We start from the raw sequence: 15,793 nt of genomic DNA on the forward strand, positions 1-15,793 counted from the left end.
CGGAGGCGTCTGTGGCGCCGTCGTCTACGCATGCTTTGAGCGGGGGGATGGCATGGCATACGGGAGACTTTCGGCCTGCCCGGCCGGGCTTCGGGCTCGTACGGCTCTGCGTGGGTTGACGGCGACCACGGCGCTGGTGACGGCTGCCGTGCTGGGCCTCGGCCAGGCGCCTGCGCTCGCGGCCGGGGCGGGGTCGGCCGGCGACAGTGGGGCGACGAGCACGTTCGATGCCGCCGCGGCTCAGACGCAGCGGCAGGACCAGTGCCTGTTGTCGACGGTGCTGAGGATGGGCGGCCCCGCGATGAAGCAGGTCGCGGCGGACGGGCTGAACGGCGACGCGGCGGCGCTGCACGCGTCGGCCGCGGCGGACTTCTGGGACACGACCCCGCTGTCCACGGCTTTCAAGACCGACAATGCGGCGGCGTCGACGCTGATGGACACGCTGTCGGCGCGGCACTTCGACTGGGAGAAGCCGCTGTCCGGGCTTTCCGTGCCGGGCGGTTTCACCGACACCGGATTCGAGTGGGCGCCCAAGCCGGACTTCTTCGACGCGGTCGGGCTGAGCCCGTGGGCGGGCCAGCGGTTCTGGACTCAGGAGGACGGCTTCTACGACGACCCGACCCCGCTTGCCGGGGACGACTCGGCGCAGGCGGCCACGGCGCTGGGCAACGCCCGCTACCCGGAACCGAGTGGCGGTGACCCGAACTGGCACCAGGATTACAACGAGTGGAGTGCCTGGCAGGGCATGACGTCCGGGCACAAGCTGTTCGCGGACGACACCCGGTTGCTGTTGGAGGGCGGCGGCTTCCCGCGTACGGCTCCGGCGGTGGACACGGTGGAGTTCCGGGTCGCCGTGGAGGACCTGAAGTCCCGCTTCGCGTCCTGCGAGTGGCGCAACCCCGTAGACCCCAACGGCGTGCTGGGCCAGGAGGTGCAGACCGCCTCGACCGAGTGGCAGGCGGAGATCGCCGGGCAGCAGACGCAGCGGGACGCGATCTTCGCGGCCAACGGCAAGGCGACCGCGGCGCTGGCCACCGGCGCTCAGGCGCTGGGCGAAGCGCTCGGCCAGTCGTGGCTGGCGGACCATTTGTCGCGCTGGGAGGCGTACTGGCTGGCCCCCGGCGCCGGCACGGCGGGCAACGGGCTGATCAAATTCCAGCTCAGGGCCGGTACGACCCTGTGCCTGGACGACTCGGGCGGCTCCGCCACCAACGGCAACCCGATCGTGGCGTCCACCTGCACCGCCAACACCCCCTCGCAGCAGTGGGAGCCCACCTCGGGTGACGTACTGGACGGTCCGCTGGTCAACTTCAAGACGAGCAAGTGCCTGTACGTGACCGGCGGCAAGGTCGAGCTCTACACCTGCAACAGTTCAGCCGCCGAGCACTGGCAGTACGTCACCACGCAGGGCGTGACGCGGCTGTACAACGTCGGTACGAAGCTGTGTGCGAACTTTGCCGCCGCGAAGGCCGGACAGGCGGCCACCGCAGTGGCGTGCGACAGCACCAAGACGGCCCAGCAGTTCGTGGCGTCTCAGGACAACGCGGGCACCGGCACCGGGACCGATGCCCTGGACTACCCGACCAAGGCCCAGTTCTCGCAGGCCAAGGCGGCGCTGACTGCCGCCCAGGCCGCCGCCAAGACGCAGGCCACGCTCGCCCAGGCGCAGTCGGCGGTCGCCCAGCAGGCCGTCACCGACACCGCCGCCGCCGAGCAGAGCGCGTACGCCGTCGCCGACACGGTCGGTGTGCCGCGTGGCCGCGGGCTGCTGGCCGGGCAGCAGGAGGCGCAGGTGACGATGGCCTCCGCCGCCGCGCTCAAGGCGGTCGCCGGGGCCACCCAGACCGCGTACCAGGCGACGACCGCCTCCGCTTCCGACGCGGACGCGCTCCAGCAGCTCGCCCAGACCCAGGGCGCGGCGTCGAAGGCGGCCTTCCGGGAGGCGGCCGCACAGGAGGCGGACGTCCAGGCCAAGGCGGCCGCCGCCGGAGCGGCGCTGCAGGCCAAGAGCGCGGCCGCGGCCAACGCCACCGCGCAGAAGGCCCTCGGCACCGCGCAGCAGGCTGAGGCGACCGCCAAGCAGGCTGCGGACGTCGCCCACGCCAAGCGGTTGGCCGCCGAGGCCGAGCAGGCCAAGGCGGCCGCCGACAAGAAGGAGGCGGCGGCCGACCAGGGCCGCGCGGCAGCCGACCAGACGGACGCCGAGCAGCAGAGCCAGGCCGCCTCCAACGCCCTGGCCGCGGCCCAGTCCGCCGGGGCCACGGCCGCAAACAAGCGGCAGGCCGCGCAGGACGCCGACAAGGCCGCCACCCAGGCCCGGAACAAGGCCTGGGACGCCGAACAGAACAAGAACGCGCTGGTGGCCAAGGCGCAGGCTGCCGACGCTCATGCCGACGCTGAGGCCAGCAGTTCCGACGCGACCGAGGCGCGTTCGGCGGCCGACCGGGCCGGCGCGGATGCCGCCGATGCGACGACCGCTGCGAACCGGGCATCCGCGGACGCCGGCGACGCCACCGCCGCCGCCCAGGCTGCCGACGCGGCCGCCACTCGCGCCGAGGCCGCCGCCTCCCGGTCCCAGGCGGACGCGAACGACGCGCAGGCCGCCAAGGCCACCGCCGATGCGGCCGTGCGCACCGACGAGGCCGCCGTGGCCACCGCGATCCAGGCGGCGGGCCAGGCGTCCGACGACGCGGCGGCCGCCAAGAAGGACGCCTCCGACGCGCAGGCCGATGCCGTCACAGCCCGCCAGGACGCCGTGGCGGCCGGGGCGGACGCCCAGCAGGCCCAGGCCGACGCCGCCACCACCGCCGGTTACGCCTACACCACCGCCCAGGCGGCCACAGCCGCATCCAACGCCGCCCAGACGGTCGCGGCCCCGGCCAATGACGCGGTCCAGTTGGGCTCGCCGTACGTCGACACCGACTCCTCCGCCGGGCTCGCCGTGCTGACCGCCCAGGCGTCCAAGACCATCGCCGACCAGCAGCAGGCGGTGGCCCAGGCCAAGGCCGACCAGTCCGCGCAGGCCGCCAAGTCGGCCCAGGCCCTGGCCGACGCGGCCACCGGTGACGCCAAGAACGCCCAGGTCGCTGCCGCCGACGCGGCCGCTCAGGCCGCCGCGGCCCAGGTATCCGCCCAGCAGGCGATCGCCTCCGCGGCCCAGGCCGAGAAGGCCGCTGCCGAGGCCAAGGCCACCGAGGCCCAGACCATCGCGTACGACGCCCAGGCCACCGCCGACGCCTCCGCCGCACAGTCCGCCGCCGACGCTGCCGCCGGTGACGCCGCCGACGCCCGTGCCTCGGCCAACCAGGCCGAGTCCGACGCTGCCGCCGCTCAGTCGGCAGCCTCCGCCGCCCAGGACGCGGCCGCCACCGCCCGCCAGGTCGCTGCCCAGGCCGACCAGGACGCCGCCGCCGCCGAGGCCGCCGCCCAGGACGCCGAGAAGCAGGCTGCCTCCGCCCAGCAGGCCGCCACGCAGGCCGAACGGGAGCAGAACGCGGCATCCGTGGACAGTGGCGGTGCCACCGGTATCGCGCACATGTTCACCACCGAGAAGGTCACGCCCATCGGCGACCCGAAGCCGGAGAACGAGTGCGTCCTTGGTCTGGGTAACTCCGGCTGCGACGTGAAGTACTTGCTGACCTTCACCCTCACCGTCGACTTCTACCTGTGCAATGACGCCAACGCTCCGGCGAATGTGACCGCCGCCGGCTGTCCCGCCGCCGACACGGTGTTCCTTGGCAGCCAGTCCCAGCAGGCCAGTCAGGAAGTCACCCACCACTTCAGCAACTGGGACATCACCAAGATCATCGACGGGGCGATTCTCCAGGGCCTGTGGGACGGCCTCACCGCCGACTTCGTCAACTGCTCGCACGGCAGCGTCAGCGGCTGCCTCTGGGCCGCCACGTGGTTCGTACCGCAAACCAAGATCGCGAATGCCATCAAGGCCATTGGCGCCCTGGACGACGCGATGCACACCGGGGTCGGCATCGCCGACGCGTGGAAAGTGGTGCAGGACTCCGGTCTGGGCGCGGACGCCCTCGCACAGATCGAGGAGGACGTCAAAGTCGCCGAGGACGTCGCTGCCGGATGCGCCGTCAACAGCTTTCCGCCGGACACGCAGGTGCTGCTCGCGGACGGATCGAGCAAACCGATCGGGAAGCTGCAGGTCGGCGACCTGCTGAGGGCGACCGACCCGGAGACCGGGGCATCACGGGCGGAGCCGGTGGCGGCGTCGTTCACGCACGGCGCGAAGCGGTTGTCGACTGTCGTACTCGCGGGTGGCGGCCGGTTCACCACCACCCTCGGACACCGGCTGTACGTGGTGGGCCACGGCTGGAAGCTCGCTTCCGACCTGCGTGTCGGTGACCTACTGCGCGCGGCGGACGGATCGCCCCGTGCTGTCACCGCCGTCCATGATCGGAACAGCAGCGAACCGACCTCGGTGTACGACCTCACTGTCACCGGTCTGCACACCTTCTACGTCCTGGCCGGACATTCCACCGTCCTGGTGCACAATTGCGATGGCATTGATCCGACGACCGGCGAACTCGACGCCGCGATCGCGCAAGCGATCGACGACCAGTACGGCTCGGACGTCGCCGCCGGCGTGGAGCGCATGGTCCAGCGCATGCACGACGGGTCGGCAACCGCCGCCGACCACGTGATCCCCGGCGTCGGACACGACCCGATAGAGCTCGCCAAGTACCTTCAGTCGTGGGAAGGAAGGCTTACGTACCGCGACACGGTACAGAATTCGGACGTCGTCTACGACACGACCAAGGGCGTCCTCGTAACGAAGAACTCGTACATGATCCACGCATTCCTTTACAGCGAAGACGCGTTCAAGGCCGGGATAAAAAGCGGGAGGTACGCGCCCAAGTGACCGATACGACGAGTGTGGGCGCCGTGCGGTCCGGCGCGGGGTACACACTGACATTGACCGCAGGACCGCATGGATCACACCGCGTGGTCGTGGAGATTCTCGGGTACCTGCGCCACCACCAGGCGTCGGACACCGCGCTCGGACTCCGGACCGGGTACGACAGGCGACGGTTCGAGAACCTGCACGACCGGCTGGCAGCCGGGGAGGAGCACTTCACACTCCGCGATCTCCACGCCGTCCACGCGGCGCTGCTCGCGGCGAAGAGTCCCGCACTCTTCCGTTCGGAGGAGGACTTCGCCATTCATATGGGGGCCTTCAAGGAGACGGTCGCTGAACTCGCCGCCAACCTGGCGCGCGCGGTCACGCAGGCCGGCTGAGCATACCGTGGCGCGCCCTTGCCTCCGTTGAGGGCCGGAGCGCGCGCTGATCCCTGCAAGGAGTCATGTCCATGAAGCGAGTCCAGGTCACGAAGTCCGCGAACGGCTACCTCGTGGGGCTCTCCCGTGCTCAGCGGATATTCCTGTCCATGATCTTTGAGTACCTGCTCGGACACAGCGCCTCGGACATCGACCTGGAAATCCAGACCGGGAGCGACAGGGACCACATCGAGAGTCTGCTCGGTCGACTGAAGTCAGGGGCAGTGGAGGGAGGGCGTACGGCTGACGAGTTCACACGTGGTGACCTCCACTCCATCCATGCGGCACTGCTCGCCGTTCGCGAGCACCTGCCGTCGGAAGTCCAATTCCACACCACAATCACCGGCTTCTACCGAGAGCACGCGGCCGACCTGGCCGATTCGCTCGTTCGCTCGGCCGACCGAGCGGAGTGAGCGGCTCGCGGTGCTGGTGGGGCGTTCGGCTCCGGACAGCGCTTCGTAGAGAGGGAGGAGGCCCTGCCGGATCGGGTCCCGTGCTGTCGCAGCTCACCATCCCGGCGGGCGGTGAGGCGACCGCCGCCGTGATGCCGACACCCGAGCCGGGACGGCCGGGGCCCTGTGCCTCGCTAGGAGCTGCCCACCGCGCAGATCTCCAGCGGTTGCAGGATCGGCCTGACCGCCTTGCGCACCTACCTGCGAGCGCCAGTGGTGCGCCGACTTGGTGGTCGGGCGCACCCCCATCCTGGTCGCAGCGAGGGACGCTCTGACGGTGACGATCACTCCGAGTCGCCGAAGCGCTCGCGCATCCGCTCGCGGATGTAGTCGTCGTGCCCCTCGGCCAGGTCCTCGGGTCCGTTGACATTGCCGATCAGGGCCAGAAGTCCAGCCGGGTCAGCCTCTTCCGCCTCGTCCACGTCGAGCGGGGTCAGCGACTGGGCCAGGGGGGAGAGCTCCTCATCCTGAGTGACGAGCAGACGCAGGCGGCGCACCTGGGTCGGCGTGAGCCAATCCACCAGGTGGTGCATGTCCTCGTAGTCGAATGCAGCGGTCACGTAAACAGTCGATGGCCGTCGCTCTCCTCGGCAGGCCGATCCTCCGGGCCGCCTGCGAATGGGCCGGTGGACACGTCGCCGGGCCGATCCGCCCCAGAACTTCGGCCGCAGCCGACAGGGTGCCAGCGGCCTCTGCGCCGAGCGGAACGGTGGCCACCGTCGGCCTGCACAGGGTCGGGCCCAGCCGTCCTCACCGTACGGGGCGCCCCGCACCGTGGCATCCAGGACCGGACCGGCACCTGGAGGCAGCGCTGGCCACTACCGCGCTGCCGATGGTCACCGGCACCGCGACCGTATGCGCCACCGTGATCGACGCCTTCTTCGACCTCGCGGACCCGATCAACTGTCCGCAGCCTCATCCGACGATCCCGGGCCCCCCAACGCTGCCCTGGCGAAGTGAGCGCCCGTTCGGACTAAGAGCGACCGAGGATGGGCGTCACTTCAGGCGGCGGACTTCTGGCCGGGTCTCCCATCGATAGCGGTTGCGGGCCTGCTGGATCAGACAACGCACGGTGACGAACGCGGCGGCGAGGTAGAGGTAGAACTCGACGGTCTGGGTCGTGCGCTGGAAGCAACGCCGGAGCTCGCCGTACCCGTTCATCCAGGAATGCGTGCGTTCGACCACCCAGCGACGCCCGACCTGGATGGGAGCCTTCACGCCCTTGACGGCGATCTCGCCGACAAGTCCGTGCTTCTCCAGCACCTGCGCGCACGGCTTGCCGTTGTACGCGGAGTCCAGGTGGATGGTGGGATTCTCCGGCAGAACAGGCCCGACCTGGTCGTTCACCGATTCCAAGGTGGGCTTGAGCAGTTTGGAGTCATGCCGGTCCGCGCCGGCGGCCGCCAGGCCGACCGGCACACCCTCGCCGTCGGTGGCGACCGAACGCTTCAGCCCCTGCTTGCGACGGTCGACCGGCGAGGGCCCGGCCGCCTCACCGTTGCACGGCGCCTTGGTGATGCACCCGTCGGCCGACAGATCGTCCAGGTCGAGCCCGATCATCTTCTCGTAGGCGGCCAATACCAGCCGATGCAGGACCTGGGCCAGACCCAGCCTGCTCCACTCCTTGACCCGGTCGCGGATCGTCCAGTCCGAGCACCCGACCTGGGCGATCCTCTCGTATCCCGCACCGTAGCGCGGCCGGTCGAGTTCGTACCCCGGATTCCCGGCCGGGCGAACCGCGACGGATCAGAGCGGCCCGGGCTGAGGAGAGTGGCGGGTGGGCTCTGCCGCCCGAGATTGCGTAGCTGCCCAGCTGGCGAGGAATTTGAGCCGGTCTTCAGATGCGGTGCCGGGTTCGGCGGTGTATGTGATCAGGTTGTGCACGGCTCGGCCGGACAGGGGTAGGTCGAGGGACTGGAAGGTCAGTTCCAGGTGGCCGACATCGGGGTGCTGGAGTCGTTTGATGCCGTCGTGGCGGATCAGGACGTCGTGCGCGGCCCATAGGCCGCGGAACTCGGGGCTGAGGGTGCACAGCTCGCCGACGAGTTCGCGCAGTGCCCGGTCGTGGGGCTCGCGCCCGGCCTCGGCGCGCAGCAGGGCGGCGGTGGCATTGCCGGCGGCGTCCCAGTCGACGAAGAAGTCATGTGCGCCGGGGTCGAGGAAGATGTAGCGGGCGATGTTGGGGCGGCCGCGGTGGTCGATGGTGGCGCTGTCGAACATCGGCGCGTGCAGGGCTCGGGCCAGGGGGTTGCTGGCGACGACGTCCGTGCGGCCGTTGCGTACGAACGCCGAGGACATCGTCATGGAGTCGAGCAGCCACTGGACCTGGGGCGGGACCTCGACGTCCCTGCGACGCGATGGCGTGCGACTCTTGGGCCGCGATGACCGGGCCAGGTCGAACAGGTAGGTGCGTTCGTCGTCGTCCAGTTGCAGGGCGCGAGCGACCGCGTCCAGGACGTCTTCGGACACGCCGCCGATGTGACCCTTCTCCAGCCGCGTATACCACTCCGTGCTCACGCCGGCAAGGACGGCGACCTCCTCGCGCCGCAGCCCGGCGACCCGGCGACGGGCGCTGGTCGGCAGTCCGGCCTGCGCCGGGGTGATTTTGGCGCGCCGGCTGGCAAGGAAGTGCCGGATTTCGCCGCGGTTTCCGGGCTGCTGGTCCATGCCATTCACGGTAGCCGCTGGTCACGGCGCGAGGGGGGTTGAGGTCATACCCCCTATAAAGCCGACCTTCTCCGGTGGCGGCGATCGGGGTCTCCTGGGGATCGAACGTTCCGACACGATCCCAGTGGTCCCAGTGGTGATGAGAAATGAGCACGAGTGCGGGGCGTCATCGACGGCCCTGGCGAGGTGCCTGTCGAGGCCCAGCAGGGTCGGCGCACCCGGCTGCCGTTCGTCGTCTACGTGCTGGCCTTGGGCACGTTCCTGATGATCATGACGGAGCTCCTCGTGGCGGGGCTGCTGCCGGAGATGGCAGGCGACGTGGGGGTGAGCGTGGCCCAGGCGGGGCTGTCGATCACCGTCTTCGCGGTCGGGATGATCGTCGGGGCGCCGCTGATGGCGATGCTGACGCTGCGGCTGCCGAGGCGGTTGACGCTGCTGCTGGCCCTGGCCGTCGTCGCGGCCGGACACGTCGTCGTGGCGGCCGGTGCCGGCTTCTCGGCGTTGCTGGGGGCGCGTTTCCTGACGGCGCTGGCGGCCGGGGCGTTCACCACAAGTCACCACGGCCGAAGAACAAGCAATGGAGGTAGGGGACATGACGAGCAAGACGCTGACAGCGCCGGCGGTGGCGCTGGGCACGTGGGCCTGGGGAGACAGCGGCGAGGTGGGCGACGGCTATTTCGGCAGTCAGCTGACCGCGTCCGGCCTGCGAGAGGTCGTCGATAAGGCGCAATCGAACGGGTTCACCCTGTGGGACACCGCGGTGGTGTACGGCATGGGCCACTCGGAGACGGTCCTCGCTCAGGCGCTGAAGGGCTACGCCCGCAGCGAGTACCAGCTGTCGACGAAGTTCACCCCGCAGGTCGCGGGCGACGGCGACGATCCGGTCGCGGACATGCTGGAGCAGAGCCTCGACCGAATGGGCACGGACTATGTGGATCTGTACTGGATCCACAACCCTGCCGACGTGGCCCGTTGGACTCCGCTTCTGATTCCGCTGCTGCAAAGCGGCAGGATCAAGCATGTCGGCGTCTCGAACCACAACATGAAGGAGATCGCTCTTGCCGATCAGATCCTCGGCGAGGCCGGCTTCCGTGTGGAGGCGGTCCAGAACCACTACAGTCTCCTGTACCGGAGCTCTGAGCGCGCGGGCATTCTTGATCACTGCCGCGAGCACGACGTGCGGTTCTTTTCCTACATGGTCCTCGAGCAAGGGGCGCTGACCGGCAGGTACAGCCCGGCCCATCCGCTGCCGGAGGGCAGCAGCCGGGCGGCCGTGTACAACGGCATCCTGCCCCAGCTGCAGGCGCTGACGGACAGGATGGGGGCGATCGGCGAGGACCGAGGCACGTCCGCCGCCGACGTCGCCACCGCCTGGGCCATCGCCAAGGGGACCACCCCGATCATCGGGGTCACGAAGGCGGGTTACATCGACGGGTTGGTCCGAGCTCACGGCATCGCGCTCGCCGACGAGGAGATCGCGGAGCTGGAGGCGCTGGCGGATGCTGCGGACGTCGACACGCGCGGCAGCTGGGAGCACGACATGTAGCAGTCGTCGGCGGACCGAAGGAGAGACCACGCGGGAAAGGAGTGGGGAGATTTGTCCGCCGCTTCTGACGGCCGAACTCTCTCCCTCGGCGTCGGTCAGGGGTCTGCGCGGGCGGCGTCGGCGGCTTCGTTGGCGGCTACGCGCAGGATGGCCTCGCACCGACCGGTGCAAGCGGATGGCGGCGCGGATCGTGCCGGCGTACCGGGTGGCCAGGATGGCGACGTCCCGGTCCGGTTCGTGCTCGCCCCACCGATCTTCCGGTATCTGCTCGACACCTTGAGGGCCCTAGAACATGAGTTCTAGCTTTCAAACCTCTGTCCAGGCCCGGTGCCGCTGCCACCCCGCCCTGCCACCCGGCAAGGCCAGAATGATGCGCGTCGAGCACGAGTACGACCGAGGCGGGGCGCTGGCCTACCTGGCAGCCTGGGACGCCCACCGTGGCCGGGTCTTCGGCCGCTGCGAACCCACCACCGGCATCGCCCCGTTCGGCCGGCTCGTCGAGCAGATCATGACCACCGAACCGTACGCCTCCGCGAACCGGGTGTTCTGGATCGTCGACAACGGCTCATCCCACCGCGGCCAAGCCGCCATCAACCGGATGCGCCACCACTGGCCCACCGCCTGGATGGTGCACACCCCGGTACACGCCAGCTGGCTAAACCAGTGCGAGATCTACTTCTCCGTCGTACAACGCAAAGTCGTCACCCCCAACGACTTCTACGACCTCACCGACGTGGAAGACCGGCTGCTGGCCTTCCAGAACCTCAACAACGCCGCCGCCCGGCCCTTCAAGTGGAAGTACACCACCGACGACCTCAACGACCTGCTGGCCCGCCTCACCGCCCACGAACGCACCACATCCGATGTCGACGGTGTAGCCGACGCCCATGTCGACGCCGGGGTTCTCCATGGCGGTGATCAGGTACGCGATGCCCTGGCCGAGGATGCGCTCGGCGAGGCTGCGGACCGCCACACTGTCGCGGAGCAGGAGAGCAACTTCCCGCTCCCAGAGGTCTTCCACGCCCACGTCGGTGACGAGGTACGGCACGCGCTGCTGGAGAGCGTTGAGGATGACGCGCGGATCGCGAGTCCGGACCTGAACAGCTGTGCTCATCTATTCCTCCTGATGAAGGGATGCTGCACTGCACTTGCTGACCCGTTCCGGCCGCTCGACCTGTCCAAGGGTGGGGACGGCCGGAACGGGGGCTTTATGGGGCCGCCGTCGCAAGGCGGTAGCCGCATCGGGCCGTCATCGCGCGGCGCCTTCCGCCGGCCGCGCCCGCCACGGCCGTGTGATGGCCTCGCGGTAGACGTCGTGGTGGGTAAGCCCGGCGTGCTTGAGGGCCATCAGCTGCGCGGGCTCGATGTCCTCGAACGGCAGGGACTTCTCTCCGCACGTTGCGCACTGCATTGCGTGGGTGATGGGCTCCGCGTCCGGATCCGGGTGGGGTGCGATCGTCCATGTGGCGAACCACAGCACCGGTCTGGGGGTCACTGGCCACCCACCCGCAGGCGCGTAGCCGTGTTCTGTACCGACGTCCGTGCGCTCAGCTCTTCCCGCGCGGTCAGGGGACGGACCTTCTCGGGCTTCACGTCCCACTCGGTGCCGCCCTCGATGCCGCGCAGCTGGACGTAGCCGCCGATGGCCGCCATCACGACGGCGTCGCGGGAGCGCTTGGTGTCGCGCACGAACGCCCCGACCGGCGGTACGCCCTCCGGCCATCCGGTGCCCTCGGCGGTGCTCACTGGATTGCGCCCACGTCGAGAGCGGCCAGGGCGTGGCGCACGACTTCACCGCGGCCGGCCGCCGCATGCTGGCCACCCTGGTCCGCGTCCCGGAAATCGACGGAACCTTCATCGAGGTCGAGACGATCGTCGACGAGGACGACGTGCACACGGCCCTCGCCGATGTCCGCCAGGTGCTGGCCGAACTCGGCATCGGGGAGCAGGACCTGACGACCGAGCTCTACACCGACGCCGTAGTCGCCCGCCGCAACGCCTGACCCCCGGAACGCACGAAAGCCCCCGCGCCGGTACATCCGGCGCGGCTACGGGAGAAGGTATCTGATGGCGCAGGGCCAAGATCTCGACGTCTTTCTCGCGGTCGCTCATTGGCAGCAGTCGCAGCATCGCGAACGCGTTCGTCACGCGCTTGGCCTTGTTACCGGACAGCAACCGTTGGACACGCTTGCGCATCTCGAAGGCCTCACGCACCCGAGGGTCCGAGGCCACACGCTTCGGGTCCTCGGTCGCCAGGGTTCTGTCTGTCGCCGAGGACGAGAAGCCTATCCAGAAATTCCTGGAAGATTACCCATGGATGCTGATCCAGCAGATAGGAGGAAGCTGCAGATGGATTCGCCCGCAAGTGAGGCTTGGCGACGCGTACATACCGGGCTTCCTAGTAGTTCGGCTCGACAGCTTGCAACTGAACTGGACCCTCGTGGAGTTGGAGAGTTCCAGGGCTCCGCTTTTCATGGCGAGCGAAGAGAACGCTAACCGACCCGCAGAGAAACTCCGGGAAGGACTCGACCAGATCACCGAATGGCGTCGGTGGATCCGCGCAAACACGGATTATGCACAGAGACCCCGAGGGGCCTCAAAGGGAGGCCTTGGTCTTATCGAGATCGGCGAGTGGTCGAATGGTCTTGTACTTATTGGCAGACGCAGCGACATGTCAGCCGCTCAGCGTAGAACTCGCGATCAACTGGGCTTTGAAAGGAGCACAGAAATTCACACATACGACTGGCTGGCCGACGAAGGTCGTAGAGTCCGTGCAAAGGTGGAGGAAATCGGAGACGGTACCTGCGAAGAGTGCTCAATGTTCCTCTAACGAACTTCCTAGGTGAGGTGCGCTCGCCACGTCTGCCATGAGAACAGTTGCCTTACCGGCACCGGACTGACCCTGGATGGCTGACCAGACCGAGGGCTCAACATCACGAATTCAAGTTCAGTGGCCCCCGACGAGGCGGTACTGGTGCTGCACCAGCCGCATGACCTCGGTCTTGTTGGGTGCAGCCGGGTCGTAGTAGCGCACGTAGATGAACGTGTGGCCAACATAGGCGGTTTCCTTCGCTGTCATGTTGCCAGAGGAGTCCAGCGCCGGCTCCAACTCCCCTGTGCCGTGGACAGCTGGATCCGTGAAAGCCGTCCCGCTAGTCGTATCCTGCTTCCATTCTGAAGTCAACGCGAGATACATGCCCTGCGCGCCGGTAGACGAGGAGAACTCGACCAGGAACACCTCAGCCTGCGTGCCGTCCGCGTTGTACCAGCCGTGGCGCACTGCAGTGGAGAAACGGCGTCGGGCCAGCAGTGAGCGCTCTTCCCCCTGGACGCTCACTTTGTAGAAAATGGTGTCGAATTCATCGAGAGTGAGCACGCCGGTCTTGTTGTGCGTCCAAGGCCGTGCACCACTGGGGTACGGCACGAGCTTCGAAAGCAGCCCCGCGGAGTCGTGCACGGACTGGGCATCGGAGGCTGATCCAGTCGGCGCACCGCTCATCGCCACACTGGGTGAAGCCGCCGATCCGGAAGGCCGGACGGCCGACGCCGCCGAGGTACTAGCCGAGCAACCAGCCAGGGCTCCCAGCGCGACGACGCCAACCGAGGCAACCATCGAGCGCAAACAGTTCACTTCCAGCCTCCCCAAACAGCTTCAAATACTAAGTAGTGATCATTCCAGTTTTCTCGCTGGCGGGCGCAGCCGCAGACAACAGCCCGATCAATCGAGATCGAACCGATAACCAGAAGGGGTGTTAGATCCGGTTGTCATTACTATGTCCGCCTTGCGAACATTGCTTTTGGATATCCCGCTGTGGGTGGACCGCACCCTTCTGGATGGGCAGCAACAGCGGCACCTGTAGCTTGCAGGGCTTGACCCGTAGCCGGGCGAGCCCGCATCAACGACATCAAGAACGGTGACGACGCGGAGATCGACGGTTTCGACGCGGACGAGTTGGAGACCCTCGAGGTCGCCCAGGGTGTGGCGCTGCCGGAGATGGGCGCGTCCAGCGGTTCGATCGGTACCTCGTCGTCCTCGTCGAGCACCTGCTCCGCCTGCTGATGCGGATCAGCCGTACCGGCTGATTCACGCACCAAAGGATGCGCCCGCCCGGCCAGCCGGCCGGTCGGGTACATCCTTGCGTGTGTTCGCCTACCGGCCGAAGCTCAGCCCTTGACCGCCACGTGGTAAGCGGAAGCCCACAACACGACCGCGGCGGCCAGGCCCACCACGGCCCGTACGGTCTCACTGGACAGGCCGACGGCGATGAGGCCGAAGCCGACGACCGCGGCGACGGTCAGCAGTACGGCTGCCCCCTTGTACTGCCACTGGTCGTAGAGGCCTGCGAGTGGGAAGAAGTGCAGGCCCACGACCAGCGCGATGCCCGCCGGAATGAACGAGGGGTGTCCCGAGGCGTTGGACGCGGCGATCACCGCGAAGATGGCCACGACCTCGACGACGTTGACGATGCCGACCCCGCGCGCCCAGTTGTCCGGCAGGCTCACCATACGGGGCGAGGGCGCGGCGCCCTTGCGATAGGCGAGGACGATCGCTGCCACGGTGAGCGTCCCGGCCGCGATCTCGACGGCTAGGGCGGCGGTCGACGACGCCATGCCCGACGCGCCGGCGAAGGCCCATACCAGGGCGAAAACCGAGAGTACGAGGGTGCCTCGGCGGCGCAGGTTCCGGGTGAGCGCGGCGCACTCGGCGTCCGCTGTCGAAGGACTCGACGGGGTTGATGGCGTCGTAGGCGTCATTGGCGGAGAATACAGCGACCACCCCGAACGGGTGGCTGTTTTCGTGTGCCGCTCGAAAATACGATTTGGTGCCGTGACCTGTGCTGATGTCGTTGGCTCAGGCGGCGTGCTGGTACTCGTTGATCACGCCTCCGAGGACGGATTGTCGTCGAACCCTGTGGGTCTGGAGGTCGGTGACGGCGGCCGAGGTGGGCGGTTGGTCGCTGTCCGGGGGTAGCTGCCGCCGGGATTGGTGGGGGCGGTGCCCGTCGTAGTGGCGGATGTACTCGGTCAACGTTGCCACGGCATGGGCTTCATTCTAGATCAGCATGCGGTCGAGGAGTTCGCGGCGGAGGGTGCCCACGACTCTCTCGCAGATCGCGTTCGCTCTCGGCGCCCGAGGCGGGCTGAGCAGGATCTCCACCTCGTCGGCCTCGAAGACGGCGTCGAAGGAGCGGGTGTACTTGCTGTCCCGGTCCCGGATGAGGAAGCGCAGCGAGTCCACTCGGCAGCCCAGGGGCATGGCGAGGTTCCTGGCCTGCTGAACGGTCCATTGAGCCGTGGGGTGGGCGGTGACGCCGGCGAGGTGGAGGCGCCGCGTGCCGTGTTCGATAAAGACCAGGGCGTACAGGCGCTTGAGGGAGACGGTGTCGAGGTGCGGGAAGTCGGCGGCGATGATGCCGTGGGCCTGGGCGGTGAGGAACTGGCGCCAGGTCGGCCCTGAGCGCTGCGGGGCGGGATCGATGCCGGCGGCGTGCAGGATCTCCCAGACCGTGGACGGGGCGATCGGGTAGCCCAGGCGGCGAGTTCGCCGTGAATCCGCCGGTGGCCCCAGGTGCTGTTCTCGCGGGCCAAGCGCAGGATGAGCTGCTTGACGATGGGCGCGGTAGAAGGTCGCCCGGGGCGGCGGTGCTGGGTGAACGTCCACTTGCGGATCATGAGTTGACGGTGCCAGGCCAGCAGTGTGGTGGGGGTGACCGCGAAGACCTGGCGCCAGCGCTCCCGCGGGATCAGCCGGGAGAGTGCGGCGAGCCACACCCGGTCGGCGGGCTCGTACCGGACCCGGGCGATCTGACGGCGCAGCACCGCGTTCTCA

General features: G+C 68.5%; 14 protein-coding genes and 4 pseudogenes. 9 read left to right on the forward strand and 9 right to left on the reverse strand.

The window, feature by feature from the left end:
* Nucleotides 1-115 precede the first annotated feature (115 nt).
* From FCI23_RS42155 to FCI23_RS42165, 3 genes are all read left to right on the forward strand, one after another.
* Nucleotides 116-4,882, forward strand: a complete 4,767-nt coding sequence (locus tag FCI23_RS42155; protein WP_169317191.1) for a ricin-type beta-trefoil lectin domain protein — start codon at nucleotides 116-118, stop codon at nucleotides 4,880-4,882.
* An 83-nt stretch (nucleotides 4,883-4,965) separates the two neighbouring features.
* Nucleotides 4,966-5,259, forward strand: coding sequence for a hypothetical protein (locus FCI23_RS42160; RefSeq protein WP_136729364.1), 294 nt, complete (start codon nucleotides 4,966-4,968; stop codon nucleotides 5,257-5,259).
* Between the two features lie 71 nt (nucleotides 5,260-5,330).
* Entirely contained in the window at nucleotides 5,331-5,711 is a 381-nt protein-coding gene (locus tag FCI23_RS42165; RefSeq protein WP_136729365.1) for a hypothetical protein, read from the forward strand.
* Between the two features lie 323 nt (nucleotides 5,712-6,034).
* Here the strand turns inward: FCI23_RS42165 and FCI23_RS42170 are convergent, their stop codons facing one another.
* The 3 genes and pseudogenes from FCI23_RS42170 to FCI23_RS42180 all read right to left on the reverse strand — a co-directional run bounded on the left by FCI23_RS42170 (nucleotide 6,035) and on the right by FCI23_RS42180 (nucleotide 8,417).
* Nucleotides 6,035-6,310 (reverse strand): hypothetical protein, encoded by a 276-nt coding sequence (locus FCI23_RS42170; protein ID WP_246144594.1) that lies wholly within the window; start codon nucleotides 6,308-6,310, stop codon nucleotides 6,035-6,037.
* A gap of 436 nt (nucleotides 6,311-6,746) precedes the next feature.
* Nucleotides 6,747-7,442, reverse strand: a pseudogene (locus FCI23_RS42175) (IS5 family transposase); the annotation flags it as partial.
* Between the two features lie 54 nt (nucleotides 7,443-7,496).
* Entirely contained in the window at nucleotides 7,497-8,417 is a 921-nt protein-coding gene (locus FCI23_RS42180) for a helix-turn-helix transcriptional regulator (RefSeq protein WP_136729366.1), read from the reverse strand.
* A 270-nt stretch (nucleotides 8,418-8,687) separates the two neighbouring features.
* Between FCI23_RS42180 and FCI23_RS61045 the strand changes: the two genes are divergently transcribed.
* The 3 genes and pseudogenes from FCI23_RS61045 to FCI23_RS42195 form a co-directional block, all read left to right on the forward strand.
* The gene (locus FCI23_RS61045; protein WP_246144597.1) at nucleotides 8,688-9,140 is read left to right on the forward strand and encodes an MFS transporter; all 453 of its coding nucleotides are present in this window, start codon (nucleotides 8,688-8,690) and stop codon (nucleotides 9,138-9,140) included.
* On the forward strand, nucleotides 9,040-9,963 hold the full coding sequence (locus FCI23_RS42190) for an aldo/keto reductase (protein ID WP_246144595.1): 924 nt from the start codon (nucleotides 9,040-9,042) through the stop codon (nucleotides 9,961-9,963). The genes FCI23_RS61045 and FCI23_RS42190 overlap by 101 nt, the downstream gene beginning before the upstream one ends.
* 370 nt (nucleotides 9,964-10,333) lie before the next feature.
* Nucleotides 10,334-10,612 (forward strand): annotated as a pseudogene (locus tag FCI23_RS42195) (hypothetical protein); the annotation flags it as partial.
* A gap of 6 nt (nucleotides 10,613-10,618) precedes the next feature.
* Here FCI23_RS42195 and FCI23_RS58715 read toward each other — a convergent pair.
* From FCI23_RS58715 to FCI23_RS42210, 3 genes are all read right to left on the reverse strand, one after another.
* Entirely contained in the window at nucleotides 10,619-11,077 is a 459-nt protein-coding gene (locus FCI23_RS58715; protein WP_211265696.1) for a hypothetical protein, read from the reverse strand.
* 135 nt (nucleotides 11,078-11,212) lie between these two features.
* Nucleotides 11,213-11,458: a DUF7848 domain-containing protein gene (locus FCI23_RS42205; protein ID WP_136729368.1), complete on the reverse strand. Its 246-nt coding sequence runs from the start codon at nucleotides 11,456-11,458 to the stop codon at nucleotides 11,213-11,215.
* Nucleotides 11,455-11,709 carry a hypothetical protein gene (locus FCI23_RS42210; protein WP_136729369.1) on the reverse strand — a complete coding sequence of 85 codons (255 nt, stop codon included), beginning with the start codon at nucleotides 11,707-11,709 and terminating at the stop codon, nucleotides 11,455-11,457. The genes FCI23_RS42205 and FCI23_RS42210 overlap by 4 nt, the downstream gene beginning before the upstream one ends.
* Before the next feature lie 38 nt (nucleotides 11,710-11,747).
* Here FCI23_RS42210 and FCI23_RS42215 point away from each other — a divergent pair.
* A pseudogene (locus FCI23_RS42215) lies at nucleotides 11,748-11,966 on the forward strand (class IV adenylate cyclase); the annotation flags it as partial.
* Nucleotides 11,967-12,151: 185 nt separating this feature from the next.
* Nucleotides 12,152-12,793, forward strand: a complete 642-nt coding sequence (locus FCI23_RS42220; RefSeq protein ID WP_136729370.1) for a Shedu anti-phage system protein SduA domain-containing protein — start codon at nucleotides 12,152-12,154, stop codon at nucleotides 12,791-12,793.
* A 117-nt stretch (nucleotides 12,794-12,910) separates the two neighbouring features.
* On the opposite strand, the gene FCI23_RS42225 is transcribed toward FCI23_RS42220, so the two are convergent.
* Complete coding sequence (locus FCI23_RS42225) at nucleotides 12,911-13,420, reverse strand: hypothetical protein (RefSeq protein WP_136729371.1); 510 nt, start codon at nucleotides 13,418-13,420, stop codon at nucleotides 12,911-12,913.
* 471 nt (nucleotides 13,421-13,891) lie between these two features.
* Between FCI23_RS42225 and FCI23_RS62680 the strand changes: the two genes are divergently transcribed.
* Nucleotides 13,892-14,023 (forward strand): thiazolylpeptide-type bacteriocin, encoded by a 132-nt coding sequence (locus tag FCI23_RS62680; RefSeq protein WP_265737813.1) that lies wholly within the window; start codon nucleotides 13,892-13,894, stop codon nucleotides 14,021-14,023.
* Nucleotides 14,024-14,127: 104 nt separating this feature from the next.
* Here the strand turns inward: FCI23_RS62680 and FCI23_RS42235 are convergent, their stop codons facing one another.
* On the reverse strand, nucleotides 14,128-14,718 hold the full coding sequence (locus FCI23_RS42235; protein WP_211265697.1) for a hypothetical protein: 591 nt from the start codon (nucleotides 14,716-14,718) through the stop codon (nucleotides 14,128-14,130).
* Nucleotides 14,719-14,815: 97 nt separating this feature from the next.
* Nucleotides 14,816-15,793: pseudogene (locus FCI23_RS42240) on the reverse strand (integrase core domain-containing protein); the annotation flags it as partial.

It is taken from the genome of Actinacidiphila oryziradicis, from assembly GCF_005047355.1.
GTDB lineage: Bacteria > Actinomycetota > Actinomycetes > Streptomycetales > Streptomycetaceae > Actinacidiphila > Actinacidiphila oryziradicis.